Annotated in this window: 14 protein-coding genes; 12 read left to right on the top strand and 2 right to left on the bottom strand. The window is 37.9% G+C overall.

Translation table 11 applies throughout. The features are described from left to right. Positions 1-34 precede the first annotated feature (34 nt). Both clpX and yihA read left to right on the top strand, forming a co-directional pair. Positions 35-1,285, top strand: coding sequence for an ATP-dependent Clp protease ATP-binding subunit ClpX (gene clpX / locus IGK91_RS07425; RefSeq protein WP_010718968.1), 1,251 nt, complete (start codon positions 35-37; stop codon positions 1,283-1,285). 435 nt (positions 1,286-1,720) lie between these two features. Continuing rightward, positions 1,721-2,308 (top strand): ribosome biogenesis GTP-binding protein YihA/YsxC, encoded by a 588-nt coding sequence (gene yihA, locus IGK91_RS07420; RefSeq protein WP_010718969.1) that lies wholly within the window; start codon positions 1,721-1,723, stop codon positions 2,306-2,308. Positions 2,309-2,368: 60 nt separating this feature from the next. Here the strand turns inward: yihA and IGK91_RS07415 are convergent, their stop codons facing one another. After that, entirely contained in the window at positions 2,369-2,518 is a 150-nt protein-coding gene (locus IGK91_RS07415) for an SPJ_0845 family protein (protein WP_010737727.1), read from the bottom strand. Between the two features lie 135 nt (positions 2,519-2,653). On the opposite strand from IGK91_RS07415, the gene IGK91_RS07410 reads away from it, so the two are divergent. The 8 genes from IGK91_RS07410 (at position 2,654) to IGK91_RS07375 (ending at position 11,853) form a co-directional block, all read left to right on the top strand. Then, positions 2,654-3,982 (top strand): hypothetical protein, encoded by a 1,329-nt coding sequence (locus IGK91_RS07410; protein WP_181934435.1) that lies wholly within the window; start codon positions 2,654-2,656, stop codon positions 3,980-3,982. Between the two features lie 359 nt (positions 3,983-4,341). Next, positions 4,342-5,097 carry a DeoR/GlpR family DNA-binding transcription regulator gene (locus tag IGK91_RS07405; protein ID WP_010737725.1) on the top strand — a complete coding sequence of 252 codons (756 nt, stop codon included), beginning with the start codon at positions 4,342-4,344 and terminating at the stop codon, positions 5,095-5,097. Beyond that, positions 5,094-6,029: a 1-phosphofructokinase gene (gene pfkB / locus IGK91_RS07400; RefSeq protein WP_010718974.1), complete on the top strand. Its 936-nt coding sequence runs from the start codon at positions 5,094-5,096 to the stop codon at positions 6,027-6,029. Before IGK91_RS07405 ends, pfkB begins: the two co-directional genes overlap by 4 nt. Then, positions 6,026-7,957 carry a PTS fructose transporter subunit IIABC gene (locus IGK91_RS07395; protein ID WP_010737724.1) on the top strand — a complete coding sequence of 644 codons (1,932 nt, stop codon included), beginning with the start codon at positions 6,026-6,028 and terminating at the stop codon, positions 7,955-7,957. The genes pfkB and IGK91_RS07395 overlap by 4 nt, the downstream gene beginning before the upstream one ends. Before the next feature lie 265 nt (positions 7,958-8,222). Beyond that, positions 8,223-10,418 (top strand): hypothetical protein, encoded by a 2,196-nt coding sequence (locus IGK91_RS07390; protein ID WP_430605276.1) that lies wholly within the window; start codon positions 8,223-8,225, stop codon positions 10,416-10,418. A gap of 12 nt (positions 10,419-10,430) precedes the next feature. After that, positions 10,431-10,943 carry a hypothetical protein gene (locus IGK91_RS07385; RefSeq protein WP_014834611.1) on the top strand — a complete coding sequence of 171 codons (513 nt, stop codon included), beginning with the start codon at positions 10,431-10,433 and terminating at the stop codon, positions 10,941-10,943. A gap of 33 nt (positions 10,944-10,976) precedes the next feature. Next, positions 10,977-11,585 (top strand): hypothetical protein, encoded by a 609-nt coding sequence (locus IGK91_RS07380; protein ID WP_010737721.1) that lies wholly within the window; start codon positions 10,977-10,979, stop codon positions 11,583-11,585. A gap of 28 nt (positions 11,586-11,613) precedes the next feature. Further along, a complete protein-coding gene (locus IGK91_RS07375; protein WP_010718979.1) occupies positions 11,614-11,853 on the top strand; it encodes a hypothetical protein in 240 nt (79 codons plus the stop codon). A gap of 109 nt (positions 11,854-11,962) precedes the next feature. Here IGK91_RS07375 and IGK91_RS07370 read toward each other — a convergent pair whose 3' ends face one another. After that, positions 11,963-13,522: a ClC family H(+)/Cl(-) exchange transporter gene (locus IGK91_RS07370; protein ID WP_325810308.1), complete on the bottom strand. Its 1,560-nt coding sequence runs from the start codon at positions 13,520-13,522 to the stop codon at positions 11,963-11,965. 230 nt (positions 13,523-13,752) lie between these two features. On the opposite strand from IGK91_RS07370, the gene pcrA reads away from it, so the two are divergent. Next, a complete protein-coding gene (gene pcrA, locus IGK91_RS07365) occupies positions 13,753-15,990 on the top strand; it encodes a DNA helicase PcrA (RefSeq protein WP_081123301.1) in 2,238 nt (745 codons plus the stop codon). 16 nt (positions 15,991-16,006) lie between these two features. Further along, positions 16,007-18,037: an NAD-dependent DNA ligase LigA gene (ligA, locus tag IGK91_RS07360; RefSeq protein ID WP_010737718.1), complete on the top strand. Its 2,031-nt coding sequence runs from the start codon at positions 16,007-16,009 to the stop codon at positions 18,035-18,037. The last annotated feature ends 60 nt before the right edge of the window (positions 18,038-18,097 follow it).

The raw sequence follows: 18,097 nt of genomic DNA, 5'->3' as shown, positions 1-18,097 counted from the left end.
TTGCATTTATGATGCAAGTTAAGGGGTGAAGACCATGTATGATAATCCAAGTGGCAATGAGACCGTACGTTGTTCTTTTTGCGGGAAAACACAAGAAGAAGTAAAAAAAATCGTGGCTGGTCCAGGGGTCTACATCTGTAATGAATGTATTGACCTATGCAAAGAAATCATTGATGAAGAATTTTATGAAGAAGCGGTACGTGAATTCACAGAAGTACCAAAACCATTAGAAATTTTGGAAGTCTTAAATAATTATGTGATTGGTCAAGATCGTGCGAAACGTTCATTAGCTGTAGCAGTATACAATCACTATAAGCGTGTTAATCAACAATCCCAAGAAGATGCAGATGATGTTGAACTGCAAAAAAGTAATATCTGCTTGATCGGTCCTACTGGGTCAGGGAAAACTTTCTTGGCACAAACATTAGCTAAAACGTTAAATGTACCTTTTGCGATCGCTGATGCAACCAGTTTAACTGAAGCTGGTTATGTTGGGGAAGACGTCGAAAACATCCTATTGAAATTATTGCAATCAGCTGATTACAATGTGGAACGAGCTGAAAAAGGGATCATCTACATTGACGAAATCGATAAAATTGCTCGTAAAAGCGAAAATGTTTCAATTACTCGAGATGTTTCAGGTGAAGGTGTCCAACAAGCCTTATTGAAGATTTTAGAAGGAACAGTTGCCAGCGTTCCTCCTCAAGGCGGTCGGAAGCATCCTCATCAAGAATTTATCCAAATCGATACGACAAATGTTTTGTTTATCGTAGGTGGTGCGTTTGATGGGATTGAAACAATTGTTAAAAATCGTCTAGGAGAAAAGACAATCGGTTTCGGGACTAAAAATCAAAAATTAGCAGATGGCGAAAGTGTCATGCAAGAAATCATTCCAGAAGATCTATTGAAATTTGGTTTGATTCCTGAATTTATTGGTCGATTACCAGTAATGGCAGCACTTGAAAAATTAACGACAGAAGATCTTGTGCGTATTTTGACAGAGCCAAAGAATGCTTTGGTCAAACAATACCAAAAATTACTTGCTTTGGATAATACGGAATTAGAATTTGAACCAGAGGCATTAACAGCAATCGCTGAAAAAGCAATTGCCCGAAATACTGGGGCACGTGGACTACGTTCGATCATCGAAGAAATCATGATGGATATTATGTTTGACATCCCATCTAATGAGAATATCGAAAAAGTGATCATTACGAAAGAAGCTGCTGAATTAACAGGAGAACCGACTGTCGTTTATAAAGATTCTGAGAAAAAAGCGGGATAAAAGCAGATAGAAGCTGGAGTGCTGTCGTGAAAGTTAGTTATTGCTTTTGCGGCAGCTTTGTCTTTTTATCGAACTATTGATTAATGATTAAGGCATTCTATTGACAGCAGGCGATTCAACGTTGTGATTACTCAAAATCGACAAATAGGGAAGCTGACTTTCGTTTATGTAAAAACGTACTTTCCGCAATCAACTGCAGTTTTTCGATCGTTGAATCTTAGAATGAAATCAAAAAACCTCAAAACATGAGAAGCTGTTTCGAGATTTTTTTCTTTAAGGAACGAATCAATTCATGCTTCTCGCAACCTGTTACACGGCGTTTAAGAAGCGACTCTTCGTATATCAGAGATTGTTTAATAAAGTGATATTAAACAGTCTTCTCTCATCTCGATAGAGTTCCTTTCTTCTTCAACGACCTTTTTTAGGAGAGATTTTATGAAAGTACATCAAGCAGAAATAGTGATTAGTGCAGTTGCACCAAAACAATACCCAGAATCTGATTTACCAGAAATTGCTTTAGCAGGGCGTTCAAATGTCGGAAAGTCTTCTTTTATCAATACGTTGATTGACCGAAAGAACTTAGCTCGCACTTCGGGAAAACCAGGTAAGACCCAAACATTGAATTTTTATTTGATTGAAAATGCGTTACACTTTGTCGATGTCCCTGGTTATGGTTATGCCAAAGTATCAAAGACTGAACGTGCAAAATGGGGTAAAATGATCGAAACATATATTACGACCAGAGAGCAGTTGCGAGCAGTCGTTTCTTTAGTCGATTTACGTCACAAACCTTCCCAAGAGGATATCCAGATGTATGAATTTTTGAAATATTACGATATTCCAGTGATTGTCGTAGCGACTAAAGCGGATAAGATACCACGAGGAAAATGGAACAAGCATGAAAGTGAAATCAAAAAAGCGTTGGATTTTGATAATAATGATCAGTTTATTTTATTTTCTTCTGTCACAAAGCAAGGAAAAGAAGAAGCTTGGCAGGCAATTGAAGAAGCAATTTCAGAATAAAAAACTAGTAGCAGACGAAGGACTCAAAGAGGAGAACATTCGCTTGCTACTAGTTTTTTTCTATTTTTTTGTCTGTTCTTTTTTTTCGTCATTTTTTGGTTTCAAAAAGCGATCGATTTCTTCTTTTGAAGCAACTGTTTTTTCTGGATCAACAGCAAAGGATTCAAATAATTTATCAAGATTATCTGTACGTTCAAATTTAAGCCCCAAATTATTCACCTCTTTGATTATTTGTTTCTATTCTACCATGGATAGTTACTAAAATAATTGGAAGTCGTTAAATTTTAGTTTTTTCTTATGCTTGGTTATAATTTAATTATAAAATACTTTGAAAGGAGTGAGAGTATAGTGGAAGAACAACAATTATTAATGACGATTCAATTAACCGATTTGAATCAAAGTCAAAGAGAAAATGAATTGGAAGATTGGTTCTTTTTTATTCGGATGATGTTTAGTCCCTCATTTTTTCAGACTTCTCGTCAGACAGCACGAATATTTGAATGGACAACCTTTAAAAAGGAAGCAATGCAGGAATCTCAGTTCGCATTTGGTTGGCTGACTGTAAAAAATGAAAGGAATGAGTGTCGTTTTCATTTTGATGGTCAACAATTGATCATTAAGAATATTTTGGAGAAGAATATTTTCTTACAACATGAATCGGTGATCAGAGATTATATCCAGCTTAAAATGGATAAAAATGGCGTATTTGCTTACTTACGTTCATACAATGAATTTAAGTATCATAATATTAAAGAAATTGAAGAACGGTTGAAGTTTGAAACACAAGAAGCTATTGATAAGTTGCCAAAGATGAGAGAACGATCGGGAGCGGTTGTGATTGATTGTAATCAATTGCCTGGTTACGATCTATCTCACGAGGGATTATGCTTTACTTCTTGTTGGGAAATGTATTACAGCTCTTACTACTATCGCATCATTCCGAAACAAGTATTTTTAGATGTCCAACAAGTGGAATTTGTAAAAGAGAAACAAAATGGTGTGATCTGTATTCAATTATATCGTGACCCTTTCAAATGGGCTGAGGAAACGAATCGACATTTTCAGACCTATTATCGCGACCAATTGGGATTTGATCATCTTTCTTGGGACAATGGTGTTGGGCTTTTGAAAGCCCCGTACATTGAGTATGCTTATACCGATCAAAGTATTCAATCTGTTCAATACCAAAATGAAAGAATGCAACCGACTCAGAAAAAGGATGCGACGTTCTTCATTACTCGAAGTTATAATTTTGTCAACGATGAATACCACGAAAAGCGAGTAAGAGGGCGGTTGAATACACAAGCTTATTTTCCTTGGGTAGATGAGCAGCGGGCGCAGATGATGTTTTACAAAGTGATTGATCCCCGTATTTCTTTAGATGATGGGATCGAAGCTTATTGCTACTATATAAAAGAATATTTAGAGATCGCAGTTGACGATGAAAAATATCAAGAATATTTAGTTACTTTACGATTATACGTACCTACTGAAAATTTGACACAGCTCCCATTGAATGAAATTCGCGAAAAACTATCAGATATTCAGTTTAAGCGAATAAGAAAAAGACGAGGACGTTTAAGCTTTGACGTGAAAAAAGGTGTAAATCATCTTAGAGTAGAAATCTATGATTATCCAAAGTTAAACAAATTTGCGACATTACAAAAAATTTGAGGTGATCACATGGATAAACACTTATATTATCGGGTCATGTTACCTACAGCATTTGTAGCTTTTTTGATGTTCTTTCTTCCAAACATCCCTGTACGATCAATTTTGGGCTTTATCATTATGTTCATTGGATTAGGAAGGTACTATTATTTAGTGCATAGAAAATAAAGCATATAAAAGGTTGTGGAAGAATCGTACAGCGAATACCGTTCGTACTTCTTTACAACCAATCAAGAGTCTGGACCAGTTGAAAGTTCAGACTCTTTTTTGAATGTTTTAGATTGTCTATGAATGTTTTTGAATGATTTTTATTGATTAATAAAAAGAATTATGCTACTATATGTCGTGAGGTGATCGTGGAAATGCTTACAGAAGAGCGCAGACAAAAAATACTACACTTGTTAGAACAAAATAAAATAGTGAAATCTCAAGATTTAGTAACACTTCTAAACGCTTCTGAATCAACGATTAGACGTGATTTGCAAGAGTTGGAGAATGATGGTCTGTTAGAAAGAATCCATGGTGGCGCAAAAAAAGGGCAACTTTTAGGGTTTGAACAGAATATGAGTGAAAAAACGCTCAAAAACGTTCAAGAAAAACAAACAATTGCTCGATTAGCAGCTCAATTAATCAATGACGATGACGTTATTTATTTAGATGCTGGATCCACGACGTTAGAAATGATCCCATATTTGCAAGAGAAAAAGGTAACGGTAGTAACTAATTCAGTGAAACATGCAGCTAGTTTGGTTGATTTGCAACTTCCCACCATCATATTAGGTGGACAAGTTAAATTATCAACAAATGCTGTACTAGGAAATAGTACAATCAGCCAGTTAAAAAATTTCTATTTTAATAAAGTGTTTATGGGAATGAACGGTGTTGACTTGAACCGTGGATTTACAACGCCAGATCCGGAAGAAGCAGCCGTGAAACGTCTAGCAATGGCAAATGCGGAAGAAAGTTTCGTCCTGATTGACCATTCTAAGTTCAACAAGCTTAGTTTCACTTCTGTGGCACCTTTAGAAGCAGCTACGATCGTAACCGAACGTTGTCCATTGGAATTTGTTGCCGATTATCGGGAACGGACAACTATCAAGGAGGCAGCTATACAATGATTTATACAGTAACATTAAATCCGTCGATTGACTTTATCGTACGTGTCGATGGGTTAAAAATCGGGGAATTGAATCGAATGAAAGAAGACTTTAAAGTTCCTGGCGGAAAAGGGATCAATGTTTCTCGAATTTTGAAAAGAATTGACTCTGATTCGACAGCCCTTGGCTTTTTAGGAGGCTTTACAGGAAACTTTATCGCAGAGTGGTTGGAAAAAGAAACAATCCAAACTTCTTTTACAACAGTTCAATCAGATACTCGGATCAATATCAAATTAAAATCTGATTCTGAAACGGAGATCAATGGTTTAGGCCCAACGATCTCAGATGAAGAAATCCAATCATTCAAGCAAGCGCTAAGTGTTGTAAACAAAGGGGACATCGTTGTCTTATCTGGTAGTACTCCTGCCAGCTTAAGAAAAGGGTTCTATCAAGAATTGATTGAGATCATTCGTGAAAAAGAAGCAGACTTTGTGATTGATACAACTGGGGATGATCTAAAAAATTCTCTTGCTAAAAGACCATTGTTGATCAAACCTAATAACCATGAATTAGCCGAATTATATCAGACACACTTTGATCGTGTGGAAGAGATTTTGCCATATGGTAAGAAACTATTAGCTGAAGGGGCACAAAATGTCTTGATATCAATGGCGGGAGATGGTGCCTTGTTATTTACTAATGAAGGTGCTTACCGATCAAACGTATTAGTTCGCCCGTTAAAAAACTCGGTTGGTGCAGGAGATTCAATGATTGCTGGATTTATTGGTGCTTATAGCAAAAATCAAGATCCAGTGGAAGCATTTAAATGGGGAGTCGCTTGTGGAAGTGCGACAGCATTTTCTGATGATTTAGCTTCTAGAGCATTGATTGATGAACTGTTACCAGAAGTTGAGATAACAAAAATAGATTCGTTTTCAGGAGGATTATCATGAATATCAAAGATTTAATGATCAAAGATGCAATGATCATGGACCTACAAGCAACTGATAAAAAAGGCGCAATTGATGAAATGGTCCAAAAAATGTTTGCTGCCGGAAGAATCTCAGATATTGAAACCTATAAAGAGGGGATTTTAGCACGAGAAGCGCAAACTTCTACCGGACTAGGTGACGGCATTGCGATGCCTCATGCAAAAAATGCAGCAGTAAAAGAAGCAACCGTACTATTTGCTAAAAGTAACAAAGGAGTCGATTATGAGGCATTAGATGGTCAGCCGACTTACCTATTCTTTATGATCGCAGCTCCAGAAGGCGCAAATGATACACACTTACAAGCGTTAGCTGCTTTATCCCGCCTTTTAGTGGATCCAGATTTTGTTGCAAAATTAAAAGAAGCAGATTCACCAGAAGCTGTACAAGAATTATTCCAAACAGCGGAAGATCAAAAAGCTGCGGAAGAAAAAGCAGAACAGGCAAAACAAGCTGAAGCTGCAACCGTTGATCCTAAGAGCAAGTTTGTTATTGCAGTAACTGCTTGTCCAACAGGAATCGCCCACACTTATATGGCGGAAGATGCTTTGAAGAAAAAAGCGAAAGAAATGGGCGTAGAGATCAAAGTTGAAACAAACGGATCAGAAGGCGTTAAAAACTTATTGACAGCTGAAGACATCGCTCGTGCGGATGGTGTAATCGTAGCTGCAGATAAAAAAGTTGCCATGGATCGTTTTGACGGGAAAGAACTTGTCAATCGTCCGGTTAGCGACGGGATTCGTAAGCCAGAAGAACTGATCAATCTTGCTTTAAGCGGTACTGCACCAGTTTATCATGGACAAGGGAAAGATACTGGTTCTGATGAAGGAAATGCAGAAGGAACCGTCGGTCAACGAATCTATAAAGATTTGATGAATGGTGTTTCTCATATGCTACCGTTTGTTATTGGCGGTGGGATTGCAATTGCTCTTTCTTTCATGGTAGACCAATTTATGGGTGTACCACAAGATCAGCTTGCAAACCTTGGGAATTATAATCAAATTGCCAGCTGGTTCAACCAAATCGGTCAAGCTGCTTTTGGTTTCATGTTACCAGTTCTTGCTGGATTTATTGCTTCAAGTATCGGGGATCGCCCTGGTTTGATTGTTGGTTTTGCTGCTGGTGCATTAGCTAATACTGGCGGTGCAGGCTTCTTAGGAGCTTTGATCGGCGGTTTCTTAGCTGGATATGTCATTGTGTTCTTGCGCAAACTATTCAAGAAATTACCTAAATCATTAGACGGAATCAAAACGATTCTCTTTTATCCCGTGTTTGGGTTGTTGATTACCGGTTTCTTGATGTTGTTGGTTAATGTACCGATGAAAGCAATCAATGATGCATTGAACGGATTTTTAACAAGCATGAGCGGTTCAAACGCTGCGTTACTTGGAGCTTTACTTGCAGGAATGATGGCTGCTGACTTAGGTGGACCAATTAATAAAGCGGCTTATGTTTTCGGTACAGCTACGCTAGCAACAACTGTTGCGACTGGCGGTAGTGTCGTGATGGCTTCTGTTATGGCTGGTGGGATGGTTCCACCATTAGCAATTTTTGTTGCTACTCGTTTATTTAAAAATAAATTTAGTAAAACAGATCAAGATGCTGGTCTAACGAATATTGTGATGGGCTTGTCCTTTGTAACAGAAGGATCGATCCCGTTTGCAGCAGCTGATCCGATCCGCGCCATTCCAAGTTTCATTATTGGCTCTGCTTTAACAGGTGGTTTAGTTGGTGCTTTCGGTATCAAATTACTTGCTCCTCATGGTGGGATTTTCGTTGTATTCTTGTTAAGTCATCCAGTCTTGTACTTAGCATTCATCGCTATTGGTGCAATCGTTTCTGGTGTGATTTATGGTTTACTAAGAAAATCACCAACAGTAACAACAGCATAATTTTCAATTTATAAATATGAGACCTTCTTACGGAATTTAACAATAATTTTCGTAAGAAGGTTTTTTTGTGAGATTAAATGCAAATTTTTTGAAAATTAAAAAATGGAAAGCGAAATTGATCAATAGATGCATAAATATAGGATTTGTGATTAGAAATTAGTTATTTATTGACGGATATAAATGTGTATAGTATCATTTTTTTGTAATCTAATGTTAATCAAAAGCGCTTTTATATAAAAAAAGAATGGTTATAGAGGAGGGGAATATGAAAAAAAGTACAAAATGGGTTGTTTTATCGCTCTTTATTCTTTGTGCTAGTATTGTCCCAGTCAATGACTTTGATGCACAAGAAAATGCTGAGAATAGTGTAAATCTCCATGACAATGTGCAAACGAGCACAAGTGATGAGTACTCCGTTTCCTTTGAGACAACTACGGAAGAATCCCATGAAGATGTCAATAATGAAATCACCGAAGCATCAACAAGCAGCGAAGAAACAAAACAAGTGTTAGCAGAAAACGCTGAACTGTCCGACGAAATTGGTGCAATTAGTCCTTTGGTTGGAGAAGGAACATTAGAAAGTCCTTATACTGCAGCAACAGCAGATGAATTAATTAGGGTAATGAGTGAGATCAATAATGATTCAGGTTCGGGAACCTATTATGTTGCTTTGACAGCAGACATCGTGTATACAGATGCGGATGTTTTTGAGTTTTATAAAAATGTCGAGATCGATGGTCAAAATCATCATATGCTATATACCAACGCTTCCAACTCAACCGCTTCGAATACTGGCTATCGAGTGAAGATTAGTGGATTAAGAATCAAATTGAAAAACATGAATTTTGGAAGCGCGACACTAACTGATGAAAATGGCGTTATCTATGGCAACCAATCTTACTACGGGATCTTAGGGGCTGGAAGTTTATCTGTCCTCTCATTTGACGCGGTTTTTGAAAACGTCAATTATTATGGCAAGACCGGGGCGCAACCACTTCTAGCTTGGCATACAGAATCCACCTTCACCTTTGAGGGGAAAAATGAATTTGTCAGTGAAGCAGGAGCAAACAGCGAAGAGTTCATGGAAGGAAACAACATTACATTTGCGAAAGATTCGACGACGATTATCAACCACCAAACGAGTACGAATCTCGCTTTGTTTTATGGTTCAGCTTCTGGCGGATCGGGTGATCGGAAAATACGAGTCACTCTTGAAGAAAATGCGAATGTGCAATTGACATCAAGCAAAGATTATTTTTCTTATGATGGGACAGGATTAATTTTTACGATTGGTCAAAATGCTAAATTTTTGTATGAACAAACAGGTAACAAGCCAATGAATTTTACGAATGGTCAAGCAGCAGAAATCAATTTTGGCGCTAATTCACAAACTTCAATGATCAGCCAAGGCAGATTCAATTCAAATGGAAATGTTGTAATGAATGCGGATGAGCCCGATTTTGTTCGTTTTCAAAATACTTCTAATACCAACGGCTTGTTTGCTAGAAATATGACATTTAACCGGATCGATGGAGTAGCAGGAGAAATAGGAGGCTATCAATTTAGCTATTTAGCAACTGATCAAAGTTTACAAAAAAAGGAAGTAGTAGGAGCTGGTACAGCTACATTAAATGACAGTTACTTTACAAATACAGCTCTAAAACAAGCAATCTATCAAAAAAAAATCAATATTACCGATTGGAAAGCACAGCCGAGTGTAGCGGTCGGACAAAGTCAATTAGACACTACGATCAATGCTTATGAGCCAGCCAGTCGGATAGGAAAGGCAACGACGTTTAAATTAAGTACGAAACAACTTTGGAGTAAAACCGATTTAACGACTGAGGAAGCACAACAACAAGTTGAGCTTGCTGATGAAAATACAGATGGGATGATCGCAATCGAAGAAACCGCGGGAATGACATGGACAAAAGAAAAACTACCAGCTGGAACTTATTTTGTCTATACAAAAATAGCTGGTGCCGTCAACGATGATCCCGAACTTCAAGCCTATTTAACTGAAAGCCTTTGGGTAGAACAACAGGTGGAAGTAGTCAAAAGTCCATTAAGTGTGGAAGTACCTTTAGAAATGATATTTGAATCGAAAACAGAAGGTGCATTCGACACGGCATCTTCGACCAAACCAATCATTAGTTCGAGTAACTATCCCATTGATTTTACGATTGGCACGGTTCAAGATCTTACAGCTGATTCATCAGTTGTGCTAGTCAATCAATTTTCTGGCGGAAATCATAACGAGTTGATTCTTAATCTTGTTGCCACTGATGGGACAACGATGGGACCGTTGGTTGTCGGGCAAAATAATGTGGACAGATTGGAAATTGCCCCTTTTTTAACAGAACCAATTGAACTTTATTTAGCTGGAGAATTTTCAGGAAACATTTTACAAAAATATTATCCTAGTTATGCCTTTACTTATCAACTATCAGCTAAAGAATAAAGGAGAAAAGCAATGGAAGAAACAAAACGGAAAAAACAAAAACAGGTACTACTCATTCTACTAGGATTATTGTTATTGCTAAGTGGCTGGCTAGTGTACCGCTATTATCTTCAAGCAAAACCAGAGCCCGTTACTATTGTTAGTGGCGAATTTTTACCCGCTGGGAAAGATGCCCAAAAAATCTCTGACTCTGAAAAGAAAAAAATGGCACAGGTTGCAGTAGATAAAAGCAAATTCAATTTAGTTATCTCACCTGAAGCGAAAATCGATCGACAAACAGGGAGCGGCGAATTGATGATAAAAAATCCCAGTGAAAATGGCTATCCGATCAATGTAGAAATTAGAGAAAAAAAGAACAATCAACTTGTTTATACTTCCGGTGCGATTCAGCCCGGGTATGAAATAAAAAATGTCACGTTGGAACAGGCATTAGAAAAGGGGGAGTATCCATCAGTTGCTTTATTTAGTTTGTATGACCCAGACACCAACGAAAAAAAGGTCAAGTGGCTGCAGGAGTTACATTAACAGTTGAATAAAAAATAAAAGGGGTTTATTGATATGATGAAAAAAGTACTTGTAAGTATGTTGTTTAGTGGGAGTTTTGTTGGATTTGTTGCGCCCGCAATGGTTCAAGCGGAAGACGTGATTGGTGTTGACCAAGCCGATATTCAAATCAATGGTACGATTGGATTAGATAACACAGATCCAGAAGAAGCGATTGAGGAAAGTCATGACAATTGGATCAATGTGACATTAGATACAGCGACCATATTCTATAACGTAAGCGGGCGAAATGATATTGAATCTCCAACCTATACTATTGAAAATAAATCGGGACGTCCAGTTGATGTATCCATTGCAGATTTCGCGCAAACAAATGCCGAAAGTATTACAGAAATTTCTAGTCTAAATCTTGTTTCTCCAGCAGCAACGAACACTTCCTTGATCGCCGCAGGAACACTCACAGATTTTGCGACGACACCAGTCAAACTCTTTACATTAGCAAACAATGAAGGAAAACTAACTGCAAATGGTACCGCAAATAATGCTTTTTCGACCACCTTCAACTATGCTGGAACAGTATCTTCTACCACAGCAACCAAGAGTACACCAACGTTCAATTTGACGTTGCAATTAGATGCTGTATCTTGGACAGCAGCGCCTTAAACTGATTAAAAAAGTTAGAAGGGATAATATGAAGGCAACACTTGACGTAAAAGGATCACTTGGAATTGATGCCGAACTGCCAAATGACCAGCAAGAAAGTGCAGGGGCTCAAAAACCAGGTTATGTGATTAAAACAGAAGTAAAAACGATGAGTACCTTCCCCAAAACAACGGACACAGACAGTTTAATGATTAGTTTCTTAGGAATATTCCTTGTAGGAGTAACAATTACAGTGAAGTATTTTTGGGGAAATAAAGAAAGAGAATAAGATGAAAAGTTTTTTTAAAGATAAAGATACTGGTTGTATTTCCCTATAAAATAAAAATTTGCTCTTACTACTAGCATACTGGCTAATCGTAAGAGCAAATTTTTATTGCCTAAAAGGCTTGTTTCGTCGTTAAAATCGAAGAGCGAGCAACAATCGTTTTCCGTACGCTTGAAAGATGACGTTCATCGGTTAAGATGACTAAAATGTCGCCAACATTCATGATTGTATCCCCATGAGTTAAAATCTCTTTATTTCCTCTAATAATGGAAACGAGTAACATATGTTTTGGCCAATTGAAATCTCTGACCATTCGTCCATCCAATGTACTTTCCGCAGTGATTGGAAAATCAAAGGTTGTTTTGCCGACTAATATTGGTTGTTTTTCTTGTTGAATCAATCGCTCGAGTAAAGATTCGTAAATCGGATTGCCTCCTAATAAATCATTGCTAACGTAAGCGAAGAGTGAAACGACACCTAAAGGCATCAAATGATTCAAAGAACCGACCATCTCCGTTACTAAGATAATTGCAGTCAACGGGGCTTTTCCGATTGCTGTAAAGTAACCTGCCATCGCAATCACGAGAAAGTCTTTGACATAAATCGGATTCATACCAACTAAGTTCACTAAAGCCCCTCCATAAAATGCTCCAATCAGCGCACCTAAAGTTAGGATTGGTAAAAAAATCCCGCCCGGTAAACTGGCGCCATATGAAACCATAGAAAAGAAAAACCGTAAGATAAACAGACCTGCAATCAATGTTAATGGGTAAAAGGCATGTCCTGAAGTGATGATGATCTGGTTTCCGCCCCCTAGGATTGTTGGCCAAAAATAGCCAATCGGCAAAACTAAAAGAAAAGGAACGATTCCGTGAAAGTGTGCAGGAATCGGCAGCTTTCGATAAAATTTTGGTAAGCTAAGCAAAACGATCTGATAAATATACCCTAGCACACCGAGAATAATACCTAGAATAATTAAAAAACCATAATATTTTAACGGTAAAGACGGAATTTTTCCTAGAGACAATACAGGTTTCAAACCGAAAAAATAAAGTGACACAAAATTAGCAGTGATCGCTGATGTAAAGGATGTCAGCCAAACTAATGAAGAGAAAGAATGATGGATTTCTTCTAAAACAAATAATAACCCAGCAATCGGTGCATTAAATGCTGCTGCTAATCCCGCACTCGCTCCGCTAGAGATAAGAATTTTCTTTTCAGCCGAAGAGCTGTTTAATAATTGGCTTGTTCCTTCACCCACCACTGCGCCTAACTGGATTGATGGACCTTCTCGACCTAAGAATAAACCGGAACCAACCGATAACACGCCTCCAATAAATTTTTTCCATAGAACAGAAAACCATGAGACTGTTAATTCTCCTTGTAATTGTCCTTCAACTTGGGGAATGCCGCTTCCTTTAATATCGGGATCGCTTTTGATAAGAAATCCCACAAAAATAGCAATAATAATTGAAGCTGCTAAGATAAATGCTAAATATAAAGGTTCTTGTTGACTATGAAGGTAAACTTGTTCGGTCAATTCACCAAATTTCTCAATCGCCAAGCGAAAAATGCTAACGATACCGCCAGTGAGCAACCCAACTAAGACCCCTTTTAAAATATAATATAGTTGTGTTTTGTCGACATGTTTAAATAATGTTTTTGTTTTCATTGCTAATCCCTCGTTTCAATTTAATTTAGCGTGATTTTTTCTTTTTTACAAGAGGAAAAGAAAAGAAATTTTTTTTCATTGCAAATTCATCGCTTTGCAAACAAATTTTCATTTCGCTTGCAGTGATCAGATTGCGGTTATTACTACCCTATTCATAGATAATATATGCTTTAATGAAAGCTGGGGAAATGCTATAATTAAACGGATTGATAAAAGAAAGGATGTTGTAAATGTCATCCAAAAGTGAATTATTGAATGGGATGAATCCTCGACAAAAAGAAGCGGTTCTTCATACCGAGGGACCGCTATTATTGATGGCCGGCGCAGGTAGTGGGAAAACGAGGGTCTTGACCCACCGAATTGCTTATTTGATTGAAGAAAAGGAAGTAAATCCGTGGAACATCCTAGCGATTACTTTTACCAATAAAGCCGCTAAAGAGATGAAGGAGCGGGTAAATGCCATTTTAGAATATGGTGGCGAAGATGTTTGGGTATCGACTTTCCATTCCATGTGTGTGCGTATCTTAAGAAGAGATGTCGATTTTATCGGTTACAACCGAAATTTTACTATTATCGATTCTTCTGAACAGTTGTCTTTAATGAAACGTATCTTAAAAGAATTGAATATTGATCCGAAAAAATACGATCCAAGAAGTATACTTGGAACGATTTCGCAAGCAAAAAACAACTTGCAAAAACCTCAGGAGTTTGCCAAGTTGCAAGGAAGCTACTATGAAGAAATTGCAGCTAAGTGTTATGTAGCTTATCAAAAAGAATTACAATATAACCAATGTATGGATTTTGATGACTTGATTATGAATACCATTCGGTTATTTGAAGAGCATCCAGATTCTTTGACTTATTATCAAAATAAATTCCATTACATCCATGTGGATGAATACCAAGACACGAACCATGCACAATATACTTTAGTTAATCTACTCGCCCAAAGATTCCAAAATTTATGTGTTGTGGGGGATGCTGATCAAAGTATTTACGGTTGGCGTGGCGCTGATATGCAAAATATTTTGGATTTTGAAAAAGATTATCCGGATGCCACAGTCATTTTATTAGAGCAAAACTACCGTTCGACTAAAACAATTTTAAGTGCTGCCAACCAAGTGATCGAAAATAATAGCAATCGAAAGCCGAAAAATCTTTGGACAGAAAACCGGGAAGGAAATAAAATCACTTACTACCGTGCAGATAACGAGCGAGATGAAACACGTTTCATCGTGGATCGTATGCAAGAGCAAATTCGTGAAAATCAACGAAATTATGGCGACTTTGCGATTTTGTACCGAACCAATGCTCAGTCTCGTGTGATGGAAGAAACCTTACTAAAAGCGAATATTCCTTATAAAATGGTGGGCGGACATAAGTTCTACGACCGTAAAGAAATTAAGGATATTTTAGCGTATTTGAATGTGATTGCGAATCCTCAAGACTCAATCAGTTTTGAACGGATCGTTAATTCGCCTAAACGCGGGATCGGACCTGGCTCAATCGAGAAATTAAGAAGTTTTGCGACGATCCACCAATGGCCACTCCTTGAAGCGGCGCAAAATGTTGATTTAACTAACATTGGTGGAAAAGCCGGTCAACAATTAGCAGTTTTTGGCGATATGATCAATGACGTCACACAAATGGTTCCCTATCTAACAGTGACCGAACTGACAAAAGAAATCTTAGAACGTAGTGGGTATCTAGAAGACTTAAAAATTCAAAATACTTTAGAATCACAAGCAAGAATCGAAAACTTGGAAGAATTTTTAACCGTTACTCAAGAATTTGATAAACAATTTGAAAAACAAAATGAAGAAAATGCGGATGCACCAGAAGAAAAATTAACTGTATTTTTAAATGACTTGGCCTTAGTTTCTGACATCGATAATTTAGAAGAAGAAACTACCCAAGTGACATTGATGACTTTGCATGCCGCAAAAGGTCTTGAATTTCCAGTCGTCTTTCTGATTGGGTTGGAAGAAGGGGTTTTCCCATTGTCACGAGCCTTGATGGAAGAAAGCGAATTGGAAGAAGAACGAAGACTTGCTTATGTCGGGATCACGAGAGCAGAAGAAGCACTCTACCTGACCAATGCTTTTTCCCGTACCTTATATGGCAGGACGCAATATAATCGACCTTCTCGCTTTGTAGAAGAAATCGATCAAGAATTATTAGAAGTCCAAGGCATGCGGCCAACGCCAAAACAAACGAGTCCTTTTACGAGCAGAACAGCTAAACCAGCCTACAAACAACCAGTAACAACTGTTGTTTCTTCAAAAACAGCAACTGGTGGAGAAAGCAATAGCTGGAAAGCAGGCGATAAAGTCAACCATAAAAAATGGGGGATCGGAACAGTGGTAAGGGTAAATGGTACTGCCAAAGATTTAGAATTGGACGTGGCATTTCCTAGTCAAGGTGTGAAACGGTTGTTAGCAGCATTTGCGCCAATTGAAAAAGTTTAAACAGGGGGGATAAACGATGGAACATGAAATGACAATTGATGAAGCTGCAAAACGAGCAGAAGAACTACGATCTCGGTTAAATCGTTGGTCCAGAGAATATTATGTTGAAGATAAACCAACTGTCGAAGATTATGTTTATGATCAAGAATATGCTGAATTAGTAGCAATTGAAGAGCAATATCCTGATTTAATCACTTCGGATTCACCAACTCAGCGAGTAGGGGGGAAAGTTCTCAGTGGCTTTGAAAAAGTGACTCATGATATTCCGCTTTATAGTTTGAATGACGTATTTAGCAAAGACGAACTCTTTGCCTTTGATCAACGTGTCCAAAAAGCAATTGGTCGCCCTGTTGATTACTGCTGTGAGTTAAAAATTGATGGTTTATCGGTTTCCTTGCGCTATGAAAATGGCGAATTTGTTCGTGGTGCAACAAGAGGAGATGGGACGGTTGGCGAAAATATCACAGAAAATCTAAAAACAGTTCGTTCTGTCCCATTGAAGTTGAAAGATGCTATCAGTATCGAAGTCCGCGGCGAATGTTTTATGCCCAAAAAATCATTTGTGCAATTAAATCAAGCAAGAGAAGCAGAAGGAAAAGATATTTTTGCAAATCCTCGAAATGCAGCTGCAGGATCACTGAGACAACTGGACTCTAAAATTACTGCAAAACGTAATTTGGATACTTTTTTATATACGGTAGCGGATTTTGGACCGATGAAAGCAACAACCCAATATGATGCTTTAGAAGAATTAGAACAGATCGGTTTCCATACGAATCACGAAAAGCGTTTATGTCATTCGATTGATGAAGTTTGGTCATTTATTGAAGAATACCATGAAAAACGAATGGACTTAACCTATGAAATTGATGGAATCGTCATCAAAGTGAATGACTTTTCTTTACAGGACCAATTAGGTTTTACTGTCAAAGCACCTCGTTGGGCAACAGCATATAAATTCCCACCGGAAGAAGTAGAAACGAAGATCGAAGAAATCGAATGGACGGTTGGGCGGACTGGTGTTGTGACACCTACAGCGATTATGACTCCGGTACGAGTGGCTGGCACGACAGTTAGTCGAGCAAGTCTGCATAACGGTGATTACATCAAGTTAAAAGATATAAGGTTAAACGATATTGTTCGTATCTATAAAGCAGGAGATATTATCCCTGAAGTAGCACAAGTCGTGTTGGATCAACGACCTGCTGATAGCGAACCTTATGTTTTACCAACACATTGTCCGATCTGTCATAGTGAATTAGTTCATCTTGATGAAGAGGTTGCTCTTCGTTGTATCAATCCGAAGTGTCCAGCCCAAATCAAAGAAGGATTGAATCATTTTGTTTCACGTAACGCCATGAATATCGATGGCCTAGGACCAAGAGTATTGGCACAGATGTATGATAAACAACTAGTTACAGATGTGGCTGATCTTTACAAGCTAACGGAAGAGGAATTGCTGACGTTAGATAAAATCAAAGAAAAATCAGCCAATAATATATTGACAGCGATCCACGATAGTAAGGATAATTCGGTCGAAAGATTGATATTTGGCTTAGGGATTCGCCACGTCGGCTCCAAGGCAGCGAAGATATTAGCAGAGCATTTTGGCGATCTGGAAACATTAAGTAAAAGTGACTTTGAATCGATCATTGTTTTAGACACGATCGGCGATACGATTGCTGATAGCGTAGTGACTTATTTCAGTAATGAAGAGGTCCATGACTTGATGTCCGAACTAAAACAAGCAGGTGTCAACTTTGAGTATAAAGGGATTCGCTCTTCACAGATCGAAACGATCGACTCGCCTTTTAAAGAAAAAACAGTGGTTTTAACAGGGAAATTGACTCGTTTTACGCGTGAAGAAGCAAAAGAAACCATTGAAAATCTTGGAGGTAAGGTTACTGGCAGTGTGTCTAAGAAAACCGATATCGTGGTTGCAGGTGAAGACGCTGGTAGTAAGCTGACCAAAGCACAAGAACTAGGAATCGACGTATGGTCAGAAGAAAAAATGGCAGAAGCATTAGCTGACAGTCATTTTAATTAAGAAAATCTGATTTTTTTCAGACAAATTTCAAGAAACAATTTCAGATGGGAATCACTTATG

This window comes from Enterococcus sp. DIV1208, from assembly GCF_050530455.1.
Classification (GTDB): domain Bacteria; phylum Bacillota; class Bacilli; order Lactobacillales; family Enterococcaceae; genus Enterococcus_B; species Enterococcus_B hirae.
This window is presented reverse-complemented; position numbering and strand designations above follow the sequence as displayed.

Coding starts and splice junctions, on each gene's coding strand:
- IGK91_RS07390 (WP_430605276.1), top strand. CDS start 8,223: ATGAAAAAAAGTACAAAATGGGTTGTTTTATCGCTCTTTATTCTTTGT.
- IGK91_RS07385 (WP_014834611.1), top strand. CDS start 10,431: ATGGAAGAAACAAAACGGAAAAAACAAAAACAGGTACTACTCATTCTA.
- IGK91_RS07395 (WP_010737724.1), top strand. CDS start 6,026: ATGAATATCAAAGATTTAATGATCAAAGATGCAATGATCATGGACCTA.
- IGK91_RS07375 (WP_010718979.1), top strand. CDS start 11,614: ATGAAGGCAACACTTGACGTAAAAGGATCACTTGGAATTGATGCCGAA.
- pfkB (WP_010718974.1), top strand. CDS start 5,094: ATGATTTATACAGTAACATTAAATCCGTCGATTGACTTTATCGTACGT.
- clpX (WP_010718968.1), top strand. CDS start 35: ATGTATGATAATCCAAGTGGCAATGAGACCGTACGTTGTTCTTTTTGC.
- yihA (WP_010718969.1), top strand. CDS start 1,721: ATGAAAGTACATCAAGCAGAAATAGTGATTAGTGCAGTTGCACCAAAA.
- ligA (WP_010737718.1), top strand. CDS start 16,007: ATGGAACATGAAATGACAATTGATGAAGCTGCAAAACGAGCAGAAGAA.
- pcrA (WP_081123301.1), top strand. CDS start 13,753: ATGTCATCCAAAAGTGAATTATTGAATGGGATGAATCCTCGACAAAAA.
- IGK91_RS07405 (WP_010737725.1), top strand. CDS start 4,342: ATGCTTACAGAAGAGCGCAGACAAAAAATACTACACTTGTTAGAACAA.
- IGK91_RS07370 (WP_325810308.1), bottom strand. CDS start 13,522: ATGAAAACAAAAACATTATTTAAACATGTCGACAAAACACAACTATAT.
- IGK91_RS07380 (WP_010737721.1), top strand. CDS start 10,977: ATGATGAAAAAAGTACTTGTAAGTATGTTGTTTAGTGGGAGTTTTGTT.